The sequence below is a fragment of the Helicobacter himalayensis genome, from assembly GCF_001602095.1.
In the GTDB taxonomy this organism is placed as follows: Bacteria; Campylobacterota; Campylobacteria; order Campylobacterales; family Helicobacteraceae; genus Helicobacter_F; species Helicobacter_F himalayensis.
The window spans coordinates 1,250,921-1,268,471 of record NZ_CP014991.1 but is presented as its reverse complement, the minus strand read 5'-3'; the positions used below and the strand labels follow the sequence as shown (position 1 = coordinate 1,268,471).

General features: G+C 40.9%; 16 protein-coding genes and 1 tRNA gene. 5 read left to right on the top strand and 12 right to left on the bottom strand.

Translation table 11 applies throughout. The features are described from left to right. Nucleotides 1–71: 71 nt before the first annotated feature. Genes A3217_RS06150 through A3217_RS06140 form a run of 3 tightly spaced genes read right to left on the bottom strand, consistent with a single transcriptional unit; the run spans nt 72 to nt 4,066 of the window. Entirely contained in the window at nt 72–1,976 is a 1,905-nt protein-coding gene (locus A3217_RS06150; protein ID WP_066388943.1) for an excinuclease ABC subunit UvrC, read from the bottom strand. Then, nucleotides 1,973–3,325: a CCA tRNA nucleotidyltransferase gene (locus A3217_RS06145; RefSeq protein WP_066388941.1), complete on the bottom strand. Its 1,353-nt coding sequence runs from the start codon at nt 3,323–3,325 to the stop codon at nt 1,973–1,975. Before A3217_RS06145 ends, A3217_RS06150 begins: the two co-directional genes overlap by 4 nt. Nucleotides 3,326–3,352: 27 nt before the next feature. Further along, nucleotides 3,353–4,066, bottom strand: coding sequence for a hypothetical protein (locus A3217_RS06140; RefSeq protein ID WP_066388940.1), 714 nt, complete (start codon nt 4,064–4,066; stop codon nt 3,353–3,355). 211 nt (nt 4,067–4,277) lie between these two features. Between A3217_RS06140 and A3217_RS06135 the strand changes: the two genes are divergently transcribed. Genes A3217_RS06135 through A3217_RS06120 form a run of 4 tightly spaced genes read left to right on the top strand, consistent with a single transcriptional unit; the run spans nt 4,278 to nt 7,502 of the window. Then, nucleotides 4,278–4,838, top strand: coding sequence for a pyruvate flavodoxin oxidoreductase subunit gamma (locus tag A3217_RS06135; protein WP_066388938.1), 561 nt, complete (start codon nt 4,278–4,280; stop codon nt 4,836–4,838). Nucleotides 4,839–4,880: 42 nt separating this feature from the next. After that, entirely contained in the window at nt 4,881–5,288 is a 408-nt protein-coding gene (locus tag A3217_RS06130) for a 4Fe-4S dicluster-binding protein (protein WP_066388937.1), read from the top strand. Nucleotides 5,289–5,297: 9 nt separating this feature from the next. Then, nucleotides 5,298–6,515, top strand: a complete 1,218-nt coding sequence (locus A3217_RS06125; RefSeq protein WP_066388936.1) for a 2-oxoacid:ferredoxin oxidoreductase subunit alpha — start codon at nt 5,298–5,300, stop codon at nt 6,513–6,515. Nucleotides 6,516–6,557: 42 nt separating this feature from the next. Further along, the gene (locus A3217_RS06120) at nt 6,558–7,502 is read left to right on the top strand and encodes a thiamine pyrophosphate-dependent enzyme (RefSeq protein ID WP_066388935.1); all 945 of its coding nucleotides are present in this window, start codon (nt 6,558–6,560) and stop codon (nt 7,500–7,502) included. Nucleotides 7,503–7,737: 235 nt separating this feature from the next. On the opposite strand, the gene A3217_RS06115 is transcribed toward A3217_RS06120, so the two are convergent. Next, nucleotides 7,738–7,813 (bottom strand) — tRNA-Ala (locus A3217_RS06115). 230 nt (nt 7,814–8,043) lie between these two features. Between A3217_RS06115 and recR the strand changes: the two genes are divergently transcribed. Beyond that, entirely contained in the window at nt 8,044–8,640 is a 597-nt protein-coding gene (gene recR, locus A3217_RS06110; protein WP_066388934.1) for a recombination mediator RecR, read from the top strand. 20 nt (nt 8,641–8,660) lie between these two features. On the opposite strand, the gene A3217_RS06105 is transcribed toward recR, so the two are convergent. The 8 genes from A3217_RS06105 to A3217_RS06070 form a co-directional block, all read right to left on the bottom strand. Then, nucleotides 8,661–9,062, bottom strand: a complete 402-nt coding sequence (locus tag A3217_RS06105) for an FkbM family methyltransferase (RefSeq protein ID WP_066388932.1) — start codon at nt 9,060–9,062, stop codon at nt 8,661–8,663. Further along, the gene (locus tag A3217_RS06100; protein ID WP_066388929.1) at nt 9,022–9,423 is read right to left on the bottom strand and encodes a class I SAM-dependent methyltransferase; all 402 of its coding nucleotides are present in this window, start codon (nt 9,421–9,423) and stop codon (nt 9,022–9,024) included. Before A3217_RS06100 ends, A3217_RS06105 begins: the two co-directional genes overlap by 41 nt. Before the next feature lie 94 nt (nt 9,424–9,517). Further along, entirely contained in the window at nt 9,518–10,000 is a 483-nt protein-coding gene (locus A3217_RS06095; protein ID WP_066388928.1) for a hypothetical protein, read from the bottom strand. Continuing rightward, a complete protein-coding gene (gmhA, locus tag A3217_RS06090) occupies nt 10,001–10,570 on the bottom strand; it encodes a D-sedoheptulose 7-phosphate isomerase (RefSeq protein WP_066388927.1) in 570 nt (189 codons plus the stop codon). It lies immediately after the preceding gene. Beyond that, nucleotides 10,567–12,000, bottom strand: coding sequence for a D-glycero-beta-D-manno-heptose-7-phosphate kinase (rfaE1, locus tag A3217_RS06085; RefSeq protein WP_066388926.1), 1,434 nt, complete (start codon nt 11,998–12,000; stop codon nt 10,567–10,569). Before rfaE1 ends, gmhA begins: the two co-directional genes overlap by 4 nt. 132 nt (nt 12,001–12,132) lie before the next feature. Next, complete coding sequence (locus tag A3217_RS06080) at nt 12,133–13,818, bottom strand: hypothetical protein (RefSeq protein WP_066388925.1); 1,686 nt, start codon at nt 13,816–13,818, stop codon at nt 12,133–12,135. A gap of 309 nt (nt 13,819–14,127) precedes the next feature. Further along, on the bottom strand, nt 14,128–15,237 hold the full coding sequence (gene gmd, locus A3217_RS06075; RefSeq protein WP_066388923.1) for a GDP-mannose 4,6-dehydratase: 1,110 nt from the start codon (nt 15,235–15,237) through the stop codon (nt 14,128–14,130). A 110-nt stretch (nt 15,238–15,347) separates the two neighbouring features. Further along, nucleotides 15,348–17,444, bottom strand: a complete 2,097-nt coding sequence (locus tag A3217_RS06070; RefSeq protein ID WP_066388921.1) for an RNA degradosome polyphosphate kinase — start codon at nt 17,442–17,444, stop codon at nt 15,348–15,350. Nucleotides 17,445–17,551: the final 107 nt, after the last annotated feature.

The following is a 17,551-nucleotide window of genomic DNA, read 5'->3' as shown; positions in this document are numbered from 1 at the left end:
ATTTAAATCCTTTATAAATTAAGGCTTTCATATATTAAACCTTTTTGGAGGCTTAATATTTTGATTTATTTTCAACCTCTTTTTCTTAGTGCGTTTGTGATTTCCTCATTTGAGAGTTTTTCAATCACGCGCACTTCGCCATAGATTCTAAGTAATTTATCCACTTGGGCGGGTGTAAGTGCGCGCATTTGGGTGAGCGTTTTGAGCTTTGTGAGATTTTTATTTTTCTGCGCCCTATGGAAAGTAATAGCAAAGCGGTGTGCCTCATCGCGTAGTTTTTGCAAAAACTGCAAGCTTTTATCATTTGGGGAAAGCTTGAATTCTTTTGGCTCTTGCGTGCTTTTTTGCACTGCGTGCAAAATATCTTGTGCGCTTCCTTTTGCGCGGTGTGCGCGTCCATTGAGCTTATGCTTTGAGATAGCGAGTGTATCGACTTGTGTGCCACTAGATTCTAGAATTTGGCGCGCGAGTTTGAGTTGCGCCTTGCCCCCATCAAGAAGCCAGAGATTTGGCGCGGGATTATTTTCAAAATCTAGCGCACGGCGCGTTAGAAGCTCGCTCATTTGCGCGTATTCATCACTTCCACTTAAATTATACTGCCGATAAGAATCCTTTCTAAACTCTCCATTTTCATACACCACCATAGCACCCACGCACTGCGCCCCGCTGTGGTGCGAAGTGTCAAAAACCTCGATTCTGTAAGGAATCTCATCAAGCCCAAAAAGCGTAGCGATTTGTTCCAAAAGTCTAGATTCTTGGATATTTTCCTCATTTGTATGCAGATGCAAAAGCTCTAGGGCATTTTTGCGCGCAAGGTTGATAAGCTCTAATTTTTTGCCTTTTTTGGGTTGTAAAATCTCGATTTTTTTACCCAAACGCTCTTGTAAAATGCGCTCTAGCTCATCTTTGCCCTCAAGTGTGATATTTGCGGGCAAAAGGATAGAATCTGGCAAAAGTGGTGTGTGCGCCTTGTAGTGATTAAGTAGGACTTGTGTGTAAAGCGAGCAAAGATTGTGATTTGTCGTGCTAGATTCTGTGGATTGCGTGCGGGGGGATTGCGCGGATTTTAGAGAATCTGAATCCACCATATCAAGTGCGCTAATATGAAGCAAGACAAAATCACTCGAGCTTATGCGCCCATTTCGCACAAATAGCTTCATCAACACGCCTTTTTGCATCGCACCTTTTTGCGCTTTTGTTTGGATTTGTGTTTTTTGCGCGCGCGTAGCAAAGACAAAAATATCCATATCGCAAGACTGCGCCAAGTCAATCACAGAGTGCTTTTGCATTTGTGAGATTTTGGAGATTCTATCTCTCAAGCGCGCCGCCTCTTCGTAAGCGTAGTTTTGCGCAAAAATTTGCATTTTAGATTCTAAAAGTTTGATAAGCTTTTTTTTGTTTTCTAAAAGTTCTAGTGCGGAATTGAGAATCTTTTCATATTCTTGCTTGCTTATTTTGCCTTCACACGGCGCAAGACAACGTTTGATTTGATAAAAAAGACAGGCTTTTTTACCTTGAAGACAGGATTTTTTCTGCACTAAAGGTGTGGTTTCTAAAATCCCATCAACCAAGTCGCGCGCACCAAAACTAAAAGGACCAAAATACAAAATATTCTTTTTGTTTATCACACTGCGCGTTATTTCAAGCGTTAGGAAGTCTTTATTTTTATCAATAAAAATATAAGGATAAGTCTTGTCATCGCGCAGCAAAATATTGTATTTTGGCTTGAGGCTTTTAATAAGCGAGTTTTCTAAAATCAACGCATCTTGTTCATTTGGCGTTACAAGCGTGTGGATACGTGCGATTTGAGATACCATAATGGCTATGCGCTGGCTTAGGTTGGCATTTTTGGCAAAGTAGCTTTTAATGCGCTTTTTGAGATTTTTTGCCTTGCCAACATAGAGTAGTTTGTCATCTTTGTCAAAATACTGATACACACCAGCACTTTCTGGCAGGGTGGAGAGGGAGAGATTCATAAAATTTCCTTTAGGATTTTTGCGCGCTGCAATAAGGCGTTGTGTGTGTTTGGCACTTCATTTTTTAGCACGGATTCTAAAAGCCGACAAAGAATCCTGCCAATGTGCGCACCATCGCTTATACCAAGGGATTTTATATCGTTCCCATTAATTTTTAGTTCTTTTACATTTAGCACTGCGCTTAAAGCACGCAAAGATTCTCTTTTGAACTTTGGCTCTTTGGCGCGCACAAGTGTAAAGAAAGATTCTAAACTTTCGCGCTTTAAGGTGCAAAAAATGCGTTTGAGTTTGATGTCTGAAAGCGCTTTGCTGTGGCTTGTTTGGAGTGTGCAAAAGTGCAAAAATGCGCTAAAAAGGCTTAAAACTTCCTCGCTAAATTTTTTTGGGCTTTTCAGCGCGCTTAAGATTTGTTTGGCATTTTCGTGCGCTTGTTTTTGTGAGATATTTTGCGCCATTGCAAATGCATAGAGCAAGGCTACCCAGCGGAGTTCTAGCTTTTTTGGTAAACGTGGTAAAAGGGCAAGTGCGCGTGGATTAAAAAGCAGAGAATCTTTTAACTGGCTTGAAAGATGGTTCTGTGTGAGCTTGCAAAAATCCAAAAAAATAATCTTAAAAATCCTATCAAACTCCACCAACACTTTGTGAGAATTTTCACCCAATAAGAGCTTGTCAAGTTCGGATTTTATGCGCTCACTGCTTAAATGCAACATTAAAGGCGCGCAAGCAAAAAGCGCGTCTCTTGTGTGTGCGTGGATTGTGAATCCTAAACACGCACAAAAGCGCAAGGCACGCAAGATTCTCAAACTATCTTCGCTCAAGCGTTCCTTTGGCTCGCCGATACAAGCAATTTGACGCCTTTTTAAATCCTGTAATCCGCCCACATAATCCATTACACGAAGATTTTCATCAAAGGCGAGTGCATTTATCCTAAAATCGCGTCTTTGCACATCTTCGCTCAAAGCATTGCCAAAAATCACATCTTGTGGCTTGCGGAATCCCTGATACTCTCGCTCAAAGCGGAAAGTCGTAACCTCAATCATTTTTTTGCTTTTTTTTTCCACAAGTCCAATGCAACCAAATTGCGCACCAATTTCTAGGCTAAAAAAATCCCTGTGATTAGCAAAAATCTTGCAAATTTGTTTGGGCGTGGCGTTTGTGGCAATATCCCAATCTTTTGGACGCTTATGCAAGAGACAATCACGCACGCACCCGCCAATCACAAACGCGCTAAAGCCGTGCAAGCGCAAGGTATGGAGGATTTTTTCTGTATTACGTGGGATTTGTGGAGTGCGCTTAAGCTTTATCAAACGCGGATTGTGTGGATTATTGCTAGGTGGATTTTTTGTCAAAATATAATCCTTTTAATTTTTAAGAATCTAACGCCTTTTAGCGCCAATATGCGCAGTGCTCATTCCGCTTGCAAGGGGGATTGCAAAAGGTGTGGTGAAAATACCCAAAGGCATACGGATTGAAAGCATAATGCTATTTGTGGGCGCGTGATTTGGGAGAAAATTCGTGCGTAAGGTAAGGGCTAAAAACACCGGAGAAGTCGGTAGCACAAGCACACCACCATCAAGATATGTGCCATTGCGCCCAGCGCCTCTGCGCGCGCCATAGCCCACATACGCGCTTAAAACTTGATAGCCTCTAAAGTTCAAAAAGCTTGGGTGATAAAACACTTCCGCGCCATAGTGATGTATGGATTCTGAATCCTTGCCATAGTCTAGCTCGTAGCGGAATTTTGCGCCAAAATACTGCCGATGCGCTTTGCCAATCGAGCCTATGGATAAAAGCCCCACATCAAAGCCAAAATGTCGCTTTATTGCCTCTGCATTTGACACGCCATATTCAAAGCCAAGAATATTAGCAAAATTGCTAATTTGCGAAAAAATATCTCCATTGCTTTCGTTTTTTTCATCAATGCAAGAAAAGCCACCTAAAAGCGTGCCTCGGCAGTTTTTTTCCGTTAGTATTTCAAGCTCTTTAGGGACTATTTCTTGTGGTGTATTGCTTTTATAAGAGTGATGTGAGGTGCTTTCCCCATAGGTGAAAAGCAACATAAAACAACCAAATAAAACAACTCGCTTCATTAAAGTAGTTTCCTTACATTTTTGCGGGATTATAATATTTTTACCCTTATGAATGAGGCAACTTCACATTGAAATAGATGGCTTTGTGTTTCAAACTCATCAAAGGGTTAAGAAATTCTTTAAATCTTTAAGATTCTTGTTAGCTTATTAGGCTTTTATACTTATAATGCCTTGTGTTTCATGAGAGAGTAACAACTTCAAAGGAGGAATAATGCTAGAGATACGATGGCATTCACGCGCTGGACAAGGTGCTGTGACAGGCGCTAAAGGCTTAGCAGATGTGATTGCAGGCACGGGTAAGGAAGTGCAGGCGTTTGCTTTTTATGGTTCGGCAAAAAGGGGTGCGGCGATGAGCGCATATAATCGCATAGATTCTGAACCAATCCTAAACCACGAGAAGTTTATGAATCCCGATTATGTGTTGGTGATTGACCCCGGGCTTACTTTCATCACTGATATTTGTGCGAATGAAAAGCCAGAGACTAAATACATCATCACCACGCATTTAAGCAAAGAGGAGCTTATCGCTAAAAAACCAGATTTAGCAGGCAAGGAAGTGTATGTTTTAGATTGTATTCAAATTTCGCTTCAAGAGCTTGGCAAACCTATTCCAAATGCACCTATGCTTGGGGCTTTGATGAAGGTTTCTGGGTTGCTTGATTTAGAATTTTTCTTGCAAGCTTTTACGAAGATTCTAGGAAAAAAACTTCCGCAAAAAGTCATTGATGGTAATGTCAATGCTATTAGACGCGCTTATAATGAAGTGCATTAGGAGAATCTAGCGTTTTTAAGAACACAATTTAAGGAGAAAAAGATGATAAAAGACAACAGAGGGTGGGACGAATTAGAGATTGGCTCGGCATTGTTCCCTTTTGATGCGAATGCGCAAACGCAGGTTGAGGAGCACAACGACAAGCGCGCTTATCGCAATGATAGCTCTTATACTGCGAGTGTGGCGCATTGGCGCGTGGATAAGCCCGTGCATAATAGCGAAGTGTGCATTAACTGCTTTAATTGCTGGGTATATTGTCCAGATTCTGCGATTTTAGCACGTGATGAAAAGCTTGCAGGAGTGGATTATACTCATTGTAAAGGCTGTGGTGTGTGCGTGGAAGTTTGCCCCACAAATCCGAAGTCTTTGCTTATGTTTAGCGATCATCAAAGTAATGAATCTGCGCTTGCAAATTGGCCAAAAAAACAAGAAAAAAATAAACAACAATAAGGGGGAACTATGCCAAAAGTTTTTGAACTTCACGAAATCGAAGTGTGGGATGGCAATATGGCTGCAAGCCACGCAATGCGTCAAGCACAAATTGATGTGGTCGCTGCCTATCCCATTACGCCTTCAACACCTATCGTGCAAAATTATGGCAGTTTTGCAGGAAATGGCTACATTGAAGGGGAATTTGTTATGGTGGAATCCGAGCACGCTGCGATGAGTGCGTGTGTGGGTGCTGCTGCGGCTGGTGGGCGCGTGGCTACTGCGACAAGTTCGCAGGGCTTTGCCTTTATGGTGGAGGTGCTGTATCAAGCTTCTGGTATGCGCTTGCCAATTGTGCTAAACCTCGTAAATCGCGCGCTTGCAAGCCCACTCAATGTAAATGGCGATCATTCTGATATGTATCTAAGTCGCGATACAGGCTGGATAAATCTCTGTACTTATAATCCGCAAGAAGCGTATGATTTTAACCTTATGGCATTTAAAATTGCTGAGGATTTGCGCGTGCGCGTGCCTGTGATTGTCAATCAAGATGGCTTTATCTGCTCACACACCGCGCAGAGTGTGCGCCCACTAAGTGATGAAGTGGCGTATAAATTTATCGGTGAGTATAAAGTTAAAAATGCGATGCTTGATTTTTCAAAACCTATCACCTATGGCGCGCAAACTGAGGAAGATTGGCATTTCGAGCATAAATCACAATTGCACAATGCCATTATGCAGGCTACTAGTGTGATAGAAGAAGTTTTTGCAGAATTTAAAAAGCTTACAGGTAGGGAATATAAGCTTGTTGAAACATATGATATGCAAGATGCGGAAGTGGCGATTTTCGCACTTGGCACAAGTGTGGAATCTGCGCGTATGGCAGCAAAAAACGCCCGCAAAAGGGGTATTAAAGCGGGTGTAGTTTCATTGCGCACTTTACGTCCATTCCCTTATAAAGAAATAGGTGAGGTGCTGAAAAACCTTAAGGCTGTGGCGTTTTTAGATAGGAGTTTGCCAGCAGGTGCAATGGGAATGCTATTTAATGAATGTGTAAGCGCAATGTATGGCGCGGGTGGAAAGGCGATTGCATCAAATTATATTTATGGTTTGGGTGGGCGCGATTTGACGCAGGCGCATTTGCAAGATATCTACACTGAGCTAGATTCTAACGCAAAGGCTGGTAAGCTCACGCACGCTACACAGCAATTTATCGGGCTTCGTGGTCCAAAACTTAGCTTTTGCTAGATTCTATTTGAGTTAAAAAGCAAAACAACATAAGGAGAGGAAATGGTAAAAGAATTTAAGAATCTCAAGCAATTTTCAAAATCTGCTGAAAAATTTGAGGGCGCACATCTTTTGTGTCCGGGCTGTGCGCACGGAATGATTGTGCGTGAAGTGCTAAATGCAGCTGAAGGACCAATTGTGTTAGGGAACTCTACGGGTTGTTTGGAGGTTTCAACCGCGGTGTATCCTTACACAAGCTGGGACGTGCCTTGGATTCACATAGGGTTTGAAAATGGCTCAACAGCTGTGGCAGGTGCAGAATCTATGTATAAAGCCCTTGCGAGAAAAGGACGCTACAAAGGCGAGAAGCCTAAATTCGTGGCATTTGGCGGTGATGGCGCGACTTATGATATTGGCTTTCAATGGATTAGCGGGTGCTTTGAGCGCGGGCACGATATGACTTACATTTGCCTTGATAATGAAGTCTATGCTAACACAGGTGGGCAACGCAGTGGCTCTACGCCCATTGGCTCAAGCACTTCTACCACGCCAGCGGGAAGTGTGAGCTATGGGAAAAAGGAGAAAAAGAAAGATTTGCTTATGATTATGGCGGCACATGGAAGCCCATATGTTGCGCAAGTAGCACCAAATAAATGGAAAGATATGAATAAAAAAATCAAAACTGCACTAGAAACAGAGGGACCGACTTTCATCAACGCGATGAGTGCATGCACGACTGAATGGCGCTTTGATTCTAACAAAACCATTGAGGTGAGTGATTTGGCAGTAGATTCTCTTGTGTTTCCACTTTTTGAAATTATCGATGGTGTGAAAGTCAATATCACTTATCGCCCAAAAAATATCGTGCCTGTGCGAGATTATCTAGGTGCGCAAGGACGCTTTAAGCATCTTTTCAAGCCTGAAAATGAGCATATCATTGAGCAATTTCAAAAAGATGTTGATGCACGATGGGAATATCTCCAACGTCGCGAAGAGGCAGGAATCTAACCAAGCCTTGATTCCATAGTGGGTAAAATCGCTATGGAATCTTAATAAAATTCTGCAAAATTTTTCAATCTGCTAAAAATCACAAGTGCCAAAATATCTTATGAATTAAAATTAAAATCTATAAAATTGCGCTGTTGCATTGACTAAAATCTTAAGGATAAAAGATGAGAAAGCCTAAATTTATATATTGGAATTATGGAGAACAGAAACTAAGGATGTAAGAAGTTAGGATTTGTGGTGGAATGTAGGGGGGTCGAACCCCTGACCTCAACGCTGCCAGCGTTGCGCTCTACCAACTGAGCTAACACCCCAAACCTTTATAAACCTTGCACCTTAGGCACAGGGGCATGCATTATAACTATTACGAGCTTAAAGAGCCTTAAAAATACCCACGCCAAAAATTATTACATCGCGCTGAAGCCTTTAGCAAATACTAGAATCTTTAAATAGCTAAAACAAGGTAAAATACGCGCGCATACATAAATGAGACGGAGCTAAAAGCTTTGGCATTTCTGTAAAATAGAGGAAGTTTGGAGACAGAATGAATACCTACAAAATGGGCTTGAAATCTTATTACTTGCTTTTGGAATCTTTGGAACAAATCCCTTCTCTTGGAAAAAAAAGTGCGCAAAAAATCGCTCTTTCTTTGAGTATGGAAAACAAGTTTTTGGCGCTCAAGCTCGCGCATGCGCTTGAAGAGAGCGCGCATAATGTGCGTTTGTGTCAGAAATGTTTTGCACTTAGCGAGGGTGAGATTTGCGAGATTTGTTTAGATTCTGAACGCGCAAATGGCGAGCTTTGCATTGTCGCGCATCAAAAGGATATTTTTACGCTTGAGGCGATGAATGAGTTTAGCGGACGCTATTTTGTGCTAAATTCCCATTTAGAGATGAAAGATATTGATTTTAGTATTCTTAAAAAGCGCGTGGTGGAGGAGTGCATAGAGGAGGTGATTTTCGCGCTTTCGCCAACTTTGGCAAATGAAGCGGTGATGCTTTTTGTGGAGGATAAGTTAGAGGATTTGCCATGCAAGCTAAAGTTTAGCAAAATTGCTCAAGGCGTGCCAACGGGTATTGGGCTAGATTCTATTGACCAGCTCTCACTTTCACGCGCATTTTTTTCAAGGGTGAAGGTGTAGAAAATAGCCTCAAATACGATTTAAAGTTTTGCTTTTGTATCTTTGTAAAAAATACTAATATGAAGCTTTTGAAACAATTCATAGCCTTGAGATTGCAAAAATTGCGTGGTTTCACAATGCAAAATATCCTCTAGATTCTTTGAACCTATCTCTACTACGATAATCTTTGGGCGATATTTTTCAAAATTATTCGAGCGTAAAACTTGCAAGTCAAGACCCTCGCAATCAATGCTAAAAAAACTAATCTGCTGATTTTTAGGAAGATGGGTATCTAGGATTGTGTGAAGTGGTAAAATAGGAACAATAACTTGTTTTATGAGTTTTGAGTAATTCTGATATTGTTTTGCTAGATTCGCATCAAAGGTATTGTATGCGCCTTCTTCAAACACATAAAACTCTAATTCCCCCCCCCCTTGTAGCATTTTCTACATCAACACTTTCTGTATTAACGCCTCCTACACCGCATTCAATATTTATATCTCTTTTTCTAAAATTTTCAAATGCACGCATACTACCGGGCATCGCATCAATATTTATCCCCCTCCAACCGCGTTTATACAAAATATAGGTGTTTGAGAATCTCAATGGATGGTGCGCCCCGACATCGACATAAAAACCATTCGATTCCTTGCAAAAAAGATGATTAAGCAAAATATCTTCGCCATTTTGTGAGTATGAGGGTGTGCTAAATGCGCGTTGGGGAAAGTAGGTGTGTTTTATAAAGCGATAAGCTTGCAAAAGAAAATTTGGCGTGAAAGCTTTGAGGGTATTTTTGAGATTCATTGAGTTCTCCTTTTTTTGGTATATGAAAACCCGCGATTCTAGCAAAAACAAACTTTTTAGATTCTGAACTTACAGCGAAGCTGCCTTGAGTGGTTTATTTTTTACCATTCATAAAAAGAAACAAATATTTTTCAAACTCTTTAGAATCCTTTGCATATGGGGCAAAGGCGGGGAGGGTTTTGGCGATTTCTATACATTGGGTGCAAAGTGGCAGGGGATAATCTCTAAAATAGCCTGTGGTTGTACCACCTTGATACACGCTAAATTCAAAGGCATTTGTGTTTGCGCGACGCAACAAAAGATGGGAATTTTGAGAATCTAGCAATTTTGTCAATTCCGCGCAGTTGCAAAAATGCAATTGTGGTGCGCCAAAACGCTCGAAAGTTTTGTAAGGAAGCGATTTAAGATGCGCAAAGCATTCTAACATTGCACCATTTGGCAGAGAAACAGAATTTAGCCCATCTTTGCTTTTAATCTCTGCAAACTGCGCACTCACGCCTTCGGTCTGCAAAAGCTGTGCTATGTGATTTGAAGTGTCTTTAAATTTTTCAAGTGCACTTATGGTTTTCTCAAACAATTATTCCATTGCCTCGCGCTCGATAATGTCGCATAAAATGTGGATTGCCAAAATATGCACTTCTTGGATTCTCGCGGTATCTTCGCTTGGGACGATCATATTAACATCGCAGAGTTTGTCCATCGCTCCACCATCGCGCCCGCTTAAGCCGATGATTTTGCACCCTAGCGATTTGGCAACATTGAAAGCGTTGATGACATTTTTAGAATTCCCGCTTGTGGAGATTCCAAAGACAATATCGCCTTTGTGCGCGAGGGCTTGGACTTGGCGCGAGAAAGTAAATTCATAGCCGTAGTCGTTTCCTATGGCAGTGAGTGCGGAAGTATCCACGCTTAGCGCGATTGCTGGGAGTGCTTTGCGCTCTTTTTTATATCTACCTGTGAGTTCCGCGGCGAAATGTTGAGAATCTGCTGCGCTCCCGCCATTTCCACAGATAAGAATCTTATTGCCATTTTTGAGACATTCTTTGAGGAGATTTGCGCTAGATTCTATGGAATCTAACATACGCTTAAGCGAGTTTGTGCTGACATCGATATGGTTTAAGAATTCCGCTTGGATAAAGTTTTTCATTTGTTTGCTCCTTTGATTTTTTCAATGATTTTTGTGCTGGATTTGCCCTCCACAAATGGAAGCAGTTTTACTTCCTTTACATATTCGCTCCCAGCAAGCTCTTTACCTTCATAATCTGCGCCTTTTACTAAAATATCTGGAGCTAGGAATCTAATAAGCTCTTTTGGTGTCTCTTCATCAAAAATCACTACAAAATCCACACATTCTAGATTTGCAAGCAAAAAGGCGCGGTCATCTTGCGGATTAATTGGGCGATCTGCACCTTTAAGGGCGGAGACCGACGCATCGCTATTAAGCCCGACTATTAGCACATCGCCCAGTGCTCGCGCTTGGCGCAGATATTGTATATGTCCGCGGTGTAGAATATCAAAACAGCCATTGGTGAAAACGATTTTAGATTCTTTATTTGTGCTTTTTAGAGAATCCAGCGCGCATTTGACTTGCTCTTTGTTAAAAACCTTGTTTGATTCTTTGTTTTGGTGTGAGTGCAAGTAGCGCTCGATTTCTATATGCGTGGCACTCGCGCTTCCGACTTTGCCTACCACCACTGCTGCAGCGACATTAGCAAACTCACTTGCTTTGTAAATATCTAACCCGCTACTTAGCGCAAAACCAAGTGCCGCGATGACGGTATCGCCCGCACCTGTGACATCATAGACTTCTTGCGCGTAGGTTGGGATTTTTGTAAGGCTTTTGTCGATAATGCCTATACCATCTTCACTTAGCGTAATAAGCGAAATGGAGAGTTCGCACATTTTTTTGAGTGCGCTTCCTGCTTGCAAGAGGCTTTCATCATCGACAATTGGGATATTTGTCGCGAGGCTAGCTTCTTTTTTGTTAGGCGTTAGAAGCGTCGCACCACGATATTTAGAATAATCCACACCCTTAGGATCGCACAGCACGGGCTTATTTTCACTGCGTGCAAGGCTAATGATATGTTGGGTGAAATCGTAATTTAATAAGCCTTTGTCATAATCTGAAATTATCACACAATCAACGCCACTAAGCAGAAAATCCAAATCCTCGCGCACTTTTTTTAGTAGTGTAGAATCTACCGGCGTGCTAGATTCTCTATCTACGCGCAAGACTTGCTGATTTGAAATCACCACGCGCGATTTTTTAGTCGTGGGGCGAGAGGGATCGATGAAAATATGCTCAATCCCAACGCCTAGAGATTCTAACGTTTCCACAAGCCATATTCCATCACTATCTTCGCCCACTACGCCACAAACGCTTACTTTTGCTCCAAGTGCGATGAGATTATTTACGACATTGCACGAGCCACCAAATCGGTTGCTTTCACTCTTTACATTGACGACTTGCACGGGTGCTTCGGGGGAGATTCTGTTGCAATCTCCCCAAATGTAGTGATCAATCATCAAATCACCAACTACAAGGATTCTCGGGCTTTTGTTTTCTAAATCAAACATTGATAACCTTTGATTTTGTTTATTGTATCGGTTTTTGAAGTTAAGCATTTTTCTTATTTAAAGTAGCTGAATCTCTTAAACAATTATTGCTAGGCGCAAGAGCTTAAGCCGTCAATCAGAGAATATCAATGCTTAATATACCTCAAAAATATAATCTCTAAGTGGCAGTTTGAATGTATTTTGGTTATGTTCTGCAGCATTTTGGATAGTTTGAGATTGTTTGAATATTGTTTTAAGTAATGGTTTTAATCCAATATAGGGTATTGAAAAGGCTTTGCTCGTGTAAATCAAGTGATATTTTTGCGCAAGCTTATCTGTATAATGGTTGTTTGCATTGATTATCGTGCTACTATTCAGAATAATGAGGTCTCCACTTTGTGGTGTGGTGACATTATCATCATTATAGATACTAAGTTTGGGATAGCGTTGTTGGTGTATTTTGCGCCATAATGTGGGTGGATTTTCATCTTTTGTCTTAATATCAAAATGTGATGTTCCATAGAGTATTTTTAAATAGCATGCAAAATAGCCCCAGTACCAAGTTGTGTAATTTTCATCACCTCTTCCATTGCCATCAAAATAAAGCGTAAGTATTTGATTAGCACTTGCTTTTTCTTTAGCTTTTCCCGCGACAAAAGCTAAAGTTTCGTGAAATTTTACCCCTTCAGTTTTAAGAGATATATAGGTGTATATCCCCATAGGTATGGTATTTATACATATAAGAAGTGCGCAGAGTATGAGTATGCCCTTAAAGATTGTGTGTTTTATGAGGTTTAAAGAAAGGAGAAAATAAAGCATTGCTCCAAGAGTTATAAAATAAATAGGTATAAGGTAGTAAGTATCAAAAAGATGTAGTTTGATAAACGCACACAGATACAAAAAACCTCCTAAAAGCAAGCTATCCCAAAAGATATGTTTTCTATCTTTTTTAAATACGAAGCTAAAGATTCTATATAGAAGTAAAGTTGGTAGCAAAAGCAACAAAAAGCTATCAGTGATTATAAAGCTAAAAAGCCCTTTAAGTATGTAAAGTATCTCCTCATAAGCACTAAAAAATACCCCGCGTGTATAGGCTTTTTCTATGTGCGGGGTAATAAGTGCGAAATATAAAATAAGGAAAACAAATACACTTAAGAGTAATGTAGCATAATACCAACAAGAGTTTCTTTTGTGTTTTATAGAATCCATTCCTTTTAATATTGTCTCAGCGGGAGTGAATCCCGCTTCGCCTCCGCTAACGCGTTCATGCTTAACTTTTTTTGGTTGTTGGGAATCTAAAGTTCTATCGCGTTGTTTGGGATTTTTAGAATCTAGAAGCATAAGTAGAGCAAAACTACCAATGATAAGAAAAGTGGGTTCTTTGTAATAAAGTGCAATATTAGCACTTATAAGACCAATAATCGCACTAGAAGTGGAGTTATAGCGATAGAACTTTATACTTGAGATAACAAAAAGAGCAAGAAAAAATACCTGCAGACGTTCAGGGAAGCAGATACCCAGCATTATCGTTACAAAGCCCGGGTGCAAAAGAATACACAAAAGTAAAAGCACGCGTAAAGTATAAAATTTCTCTCCCAAGATAAGTTCTAAAATACTCCAAAGTAAAATCCCAACGCTAAAGACAATGAGTGCATTAAAAGCAAAAAATACATAAGGGCTGTGTGAAAATATTGCAATAAGATTTAAGTCTAAAGAAGCAAGAGGGAAAAATCGTCCGTCACTAGGTCTATAACCATTAAAAATAGGTTGGGATTCATAGATGTTAAGCCACATCCAAATATCATCGTGATTAAAGGTATAACGCGAATAGCAGATCATACCCATACAATAAACAAACAGAATAAAAAGGAAAATAAAATAAGAAGGTGTAGAATTAGAGAGAAGTTTCTTTATCCCCCCCCCCCCCACTTAGCTTAGTGGCATTATGAGGAAAATGTAAATTTTGTGGTTTCATAATATGTCCTTGATTAATTAGGTTTAATGCTAAATTTTGAGATTCTATTTCATTAATAGTATCGTCTCAGCGGGAGTGAATCCCGCTTCGCCTCCGCTAACGCGTTCGTATCTGGCGCGTCCTTGTTGTTTAGATTTGCAGATTGCCACCTTGCTTTGTGATTTTGGATTTTCTTATTCAAAATAGCTGAAAGTCTCATAACCGCCATCGCGCAAGTATTTGTCTTTTTGCATAAGTTTTAAATCGCTTTGCATCATATCTTTTACAAGCGCGTTTAAGTCATATTCTGGAATCCAGCCTAGCTTCTCACGCGCTTTTGTCGCATCGCCAATGAGTAAATCCACCTCTGTTGGACGGAAATAGCGCGGATCTACGCTTACAACTTCCTTGTCAATTTCTAGCTTAAACTCCCCACGACACGCTTTTACATAGCCTTTTTCATTCACACCTTCACCGCGAAATTCCAGCTCTATCCCCACTTCATTAAACGCCATTTTGACAAATTCACGCACTTCGGTCGTCACACCTGTGGCAATCACCCAATCCTCAGCCTTTTGTGCTTGCAAAATAAGCCACATCATACGCACATAATCTTTCGCGTGCCCCCAGTCGCGCTTTGCGCTAAGATTCCCAAGATAGAGCTTATCTTGCAAACCAAGCGCGATTTTTGCCGCTGCGCGCGTGATTTTACGCGTTACGAAAGTTTCACCGCGTATGGGGCTTTCGTGGTTGAAAAGGATTCCATTGCTTGCGAAAATATCATACGCCTCGCGGTAGTTTATGGTTATCCAATACGCATAGAGCTTTGCGCAAGCATAAGGAGAGCGTGGGTAGAAAGGTGTTTTTTCGCTTTGCGGGATTTCTTGCACCAAACCATAAAGCTCACTTGTGGAGGCTTGATAAATTCTGCTTTTTTGGGTTAAGCCAAGCAAGCGCACAGCTTCCAAGATCCTTAAAGTGCCTATGCCATCGGCGTTTGCGGTGTATTCTGGCGTTTCAAAAGAAACTGCCACATGGCTCATCGCTGCGAGATTATAAATTTCATCTGGTTGCACATCAGCAATCAGACGCGTAAGATTCATAGAATCTGTTAAATCGCCATAATGCAGGAAAAAGTTGCGCCCAGCGATATGCGGATCTTGATAGAGATGATCTATCCTGTCAGTGTTAAAAAGTGAGCTTCTGCGCTTGATGCCATGCACTTCATAGCCTTTTTTTAGCAAAAATTCTGCCAAATACGCGCCATCTTGCCCTGTGATACCTGTGATTAAAGCAGTTTTCATTTCTCAAGCCTTTTTAAACGAATTTCCAAAAGGCGCGTATTGTAATTAAGTTTGGCTTAAAATGCAAGATTTCACGCGCCTAGAATCCAAGCTGCACCCCAAACGCGCTACTAGCTTTCACCCATCATACGTTTTACAAGCTTTTTAGCTTTTGTGACTTGACTTTTTTTCGCTGCGTTATAAAGCATACTCACCATCTCTTCAAACATATCTTGTGAGCTTAGAGGCTTTTCATTCGCGCCTGCGACAAGCTTTTTATACTCACCATTGCTTTGTAATTCGTGTATTTGCGTATTATCTTTGAGCTGGATTGTGAGGATTTCAAGCAGTTTTTGATTTGTTTCTTCACTCAAAGAAGGTGTGAGAATCTCAATCCTGCGCTCTAAATTTCTAGGCATAATGTCCGCGGAAGCGAAGTAAATAGGCGTTTGTGCGTTTTTAAAATAGTAGATTCTCGCGTGTTCAAGGTATTTACCGATGATTGAAAACACGCGGATATTTTCACTCACGCCTTTCACGCCCGGACGCAAACAGCAAATCCCGCGCACAATCAAATTAACCTTCACACCCGCCTGCGATGCGCGATACAGCGCTTGGATAATGTCAATATCTACAAACGCATTTGCTTTCATAATGATACACCCAGCCTCTCCCTTATTTGTCTCGCCTTCAATGAGGCTTAAAAGCTCGGATTTTATCTGTGTTGGCGCGATTTTTAGCTTTTGGAGCATTGTCTTATGTGCGCTACCGGTTGAAAGTGCGTGGAAAAGCTTGATAGCGTCATTTGCGAAGTCTTTATCTGAAGTGAGCAAAGAAAGATCAGTGTAAATTTTTGCCGTGCCCGGATTGTAGTTCCCTGTGCTAAGATGCACATATTTTTTCAATGTGCTACCGACTTTTTTAATCACAAGCGCAATTTTTGCATGCACTTTAAGCCCAGAGATTCCATAAATCACATGCGCACCCGCGGCTTCTAGACGTTTTGCCCAGTGCAAATTATTTTCCTCATCAAAGCGCGCCTTTAGTTCCACAAGCGCAGTTACTTGCTTATTGTTTTCAGCAGCTTCGATGAGTGCTTGCACGATTGGCGAGTTTTTGCCCACGCGATAGAGTGTCATTCGGATACTTAGCACATCAGGATCTTTAGCCGCTGTTTGGATAAAATTCACCACAGAATCAAAGCTTTCATACGGGTGGAAAAGCAGTGCATCAGCGCTATCAAGTGTGGCAAAAATATTCGTATTGCTATCAAGTGGCGGGAGGATTTTTGGATTATAAGGCGCACTGCAAAGATGTGCATATGCCTTGCTTCCGACAATCTGCCACAATCCGCTTAAATTAATGAGATATGGAATCTTAAAAGTGTAAATATCTTGAGAATCTACCTTGATATTTGCATTGACAAATTCAAGTAAATCTTTGTCGTTTTCACCAATTTCTAAGCGCACAATCTCGCCTTTCCTGCGCGTTTTAATACCCTCACTCATAATTTGGAAAAAATCATCTGCCTCTTCTTCCTCTATCTCCATATCCGCATTGCGTGTTACGCGAAATGGCGTATAGCTCACAATCTCATAGCTTTGGAAAAACTCCTGTGCGAACTCGCCCACAATCTCTTCTAACGGGATAAACACGCCAGATTCTATTTCAAAAAATCGTGGCAAAATGCGTGGGATTCTAATCATTCCGTATTTAAACTGCCCCTCGGCACTTTTGAATTTGAGTGCAATGGCAAAAGAAAGGTTATTTAAGTGTGGAAAAGGGTGCGTAGAATCCACCAATACCGGCACAATCACAGGATAAAGGTAGTTTGTAAAATACTCTTTAAGCGTCTTTTTTTCATCCGCGTTTAATTCGCTGACCTGCTTAATGTAGAGATTCTCTTTTGCAAGTTGCGTTTTGATGTTTGAAAATATATTTTCAAGGCTGTGTTGCTCGGTGTGTAAGTATTTGCGGATAGCACTTAGTTGCTGCAAAGGCGTTAATTTATCCGCACCAACCTCTGTAATCCCACTTGCATACAATCGCTTAAGCCCTGCTACGCGTATCATATAGAATTCATCTAAATTTGTCCCATAAATCGCCACAAATTTTAGTGCATCTAAAAGCAAAATATGCGGATTTTTCGCCTCATCTAGCACGCGGGTATTAAACCTCAGCCACGAAAGTTCGCGATTAAAATACATTCTAGAATCTTGTATATGCACACTTGCTCCTTAAAAATTAATTTTCTACTTAAGCCTTAATTGTAGCTAAATTTTTAGCGTCTGTGGCAAAAAATGCGGGGAGTTGTGGGCGGGGTTTTAAAATGGTA

Excerpts from the sequence above, each read along its gene's own strand:
- A3217_RS06150 (WP_066388943.1), bottom strand. The coding sequence starts at position 1,976 with ATGAATCTCTCCCTCTCCACCCTGCCAGAAAGTGCTGGTGTGTATCAG.
- A3217_RS06140 (WP_066388940.1), bottom strand. The coding sequence starts at position 4,066 with ATGAAGCGAGTTGTTTTATTTGGTTGTTTTATGTTGCTTTTCACCTAT.
- A3217_RS06135 (WP_066388938.1), top strand. The coding sequence starts at position 4,278 with ATGCTAGAGATACGATGGCATTCACGCGCTGGACAAGGTGCTGTGACA.
- A3217_RS06130 (WP_066388937.1), top strand. The coding sequence starts at position 4,881 with ATGATAAAAGACAACAGAGGGTGGGACGAATTAGAGATTGGCTCGGCA.
- A3217_RS06125 (WP_066388936.1), top strand. The coding sequence starts at position 5,298 with ATGCCAAAAGTTTTTGAACTTCACGAAATCGAAGTGTGGGATGGCAAT.
- A3217_RS06120 (WP_066388935.1), top strand. The coding sequence starts at position 6,558 with ATGGTAAAAGAATTTAAGAATCTCAAGCAATTTTCAAAATCTGCTGAA.
- recR (WP_066388934.1), top strand. The coding sequence starts at position 8,044 with ATGAATACCTACAAAATGGGCTTGAAATCTTATTACTTGCTTTTGGAA.
- A3217_RS06105 (WP_066388932.1), bottom strand. The coding sequence starts at position 9,062 with ATGCTACAAGGGGGGGGGGAATTAGAGTTTTATGTGTTTGAAGAAGGC.
- A3217_RS06100 (WP_066388929.1), bottom strand. The coding sequence starts at position 9,423 with ATGAATCTCAAAAATACCCTCAAAGCTTTCACGCCAAATTTTCTTTTG.
- gmhA (WP_066388927.1), bottom strand. The coding sequence starts at position 10,570 with ATGAAAAACTTTATCCAAGCGGAATTCTTAAACCATATCGATGTCAGC.
- rfaE1 (WP_066388926.1), bottom strand. The coding sequence starts at position 12,000 with ATGTTTGATTTAGAAAACAAAAGCCCGAGAATCCTTGTAGTTGGTGAT.
- A3217_RS06080 (WP_066388925.1), bottom strand. The coding sequence starts at position 13,818 with ATGATCTGCTATTCGCGTTATACCTTTAATCACGATGATATTTGGATG.
- gmd (WP_066388923.1), bottom strand. The coding sequence starts at position 15,237 with ATGAAAACTGCTTTAATCACAGGTATCACAGGGCAAGATGGCGCGTAT.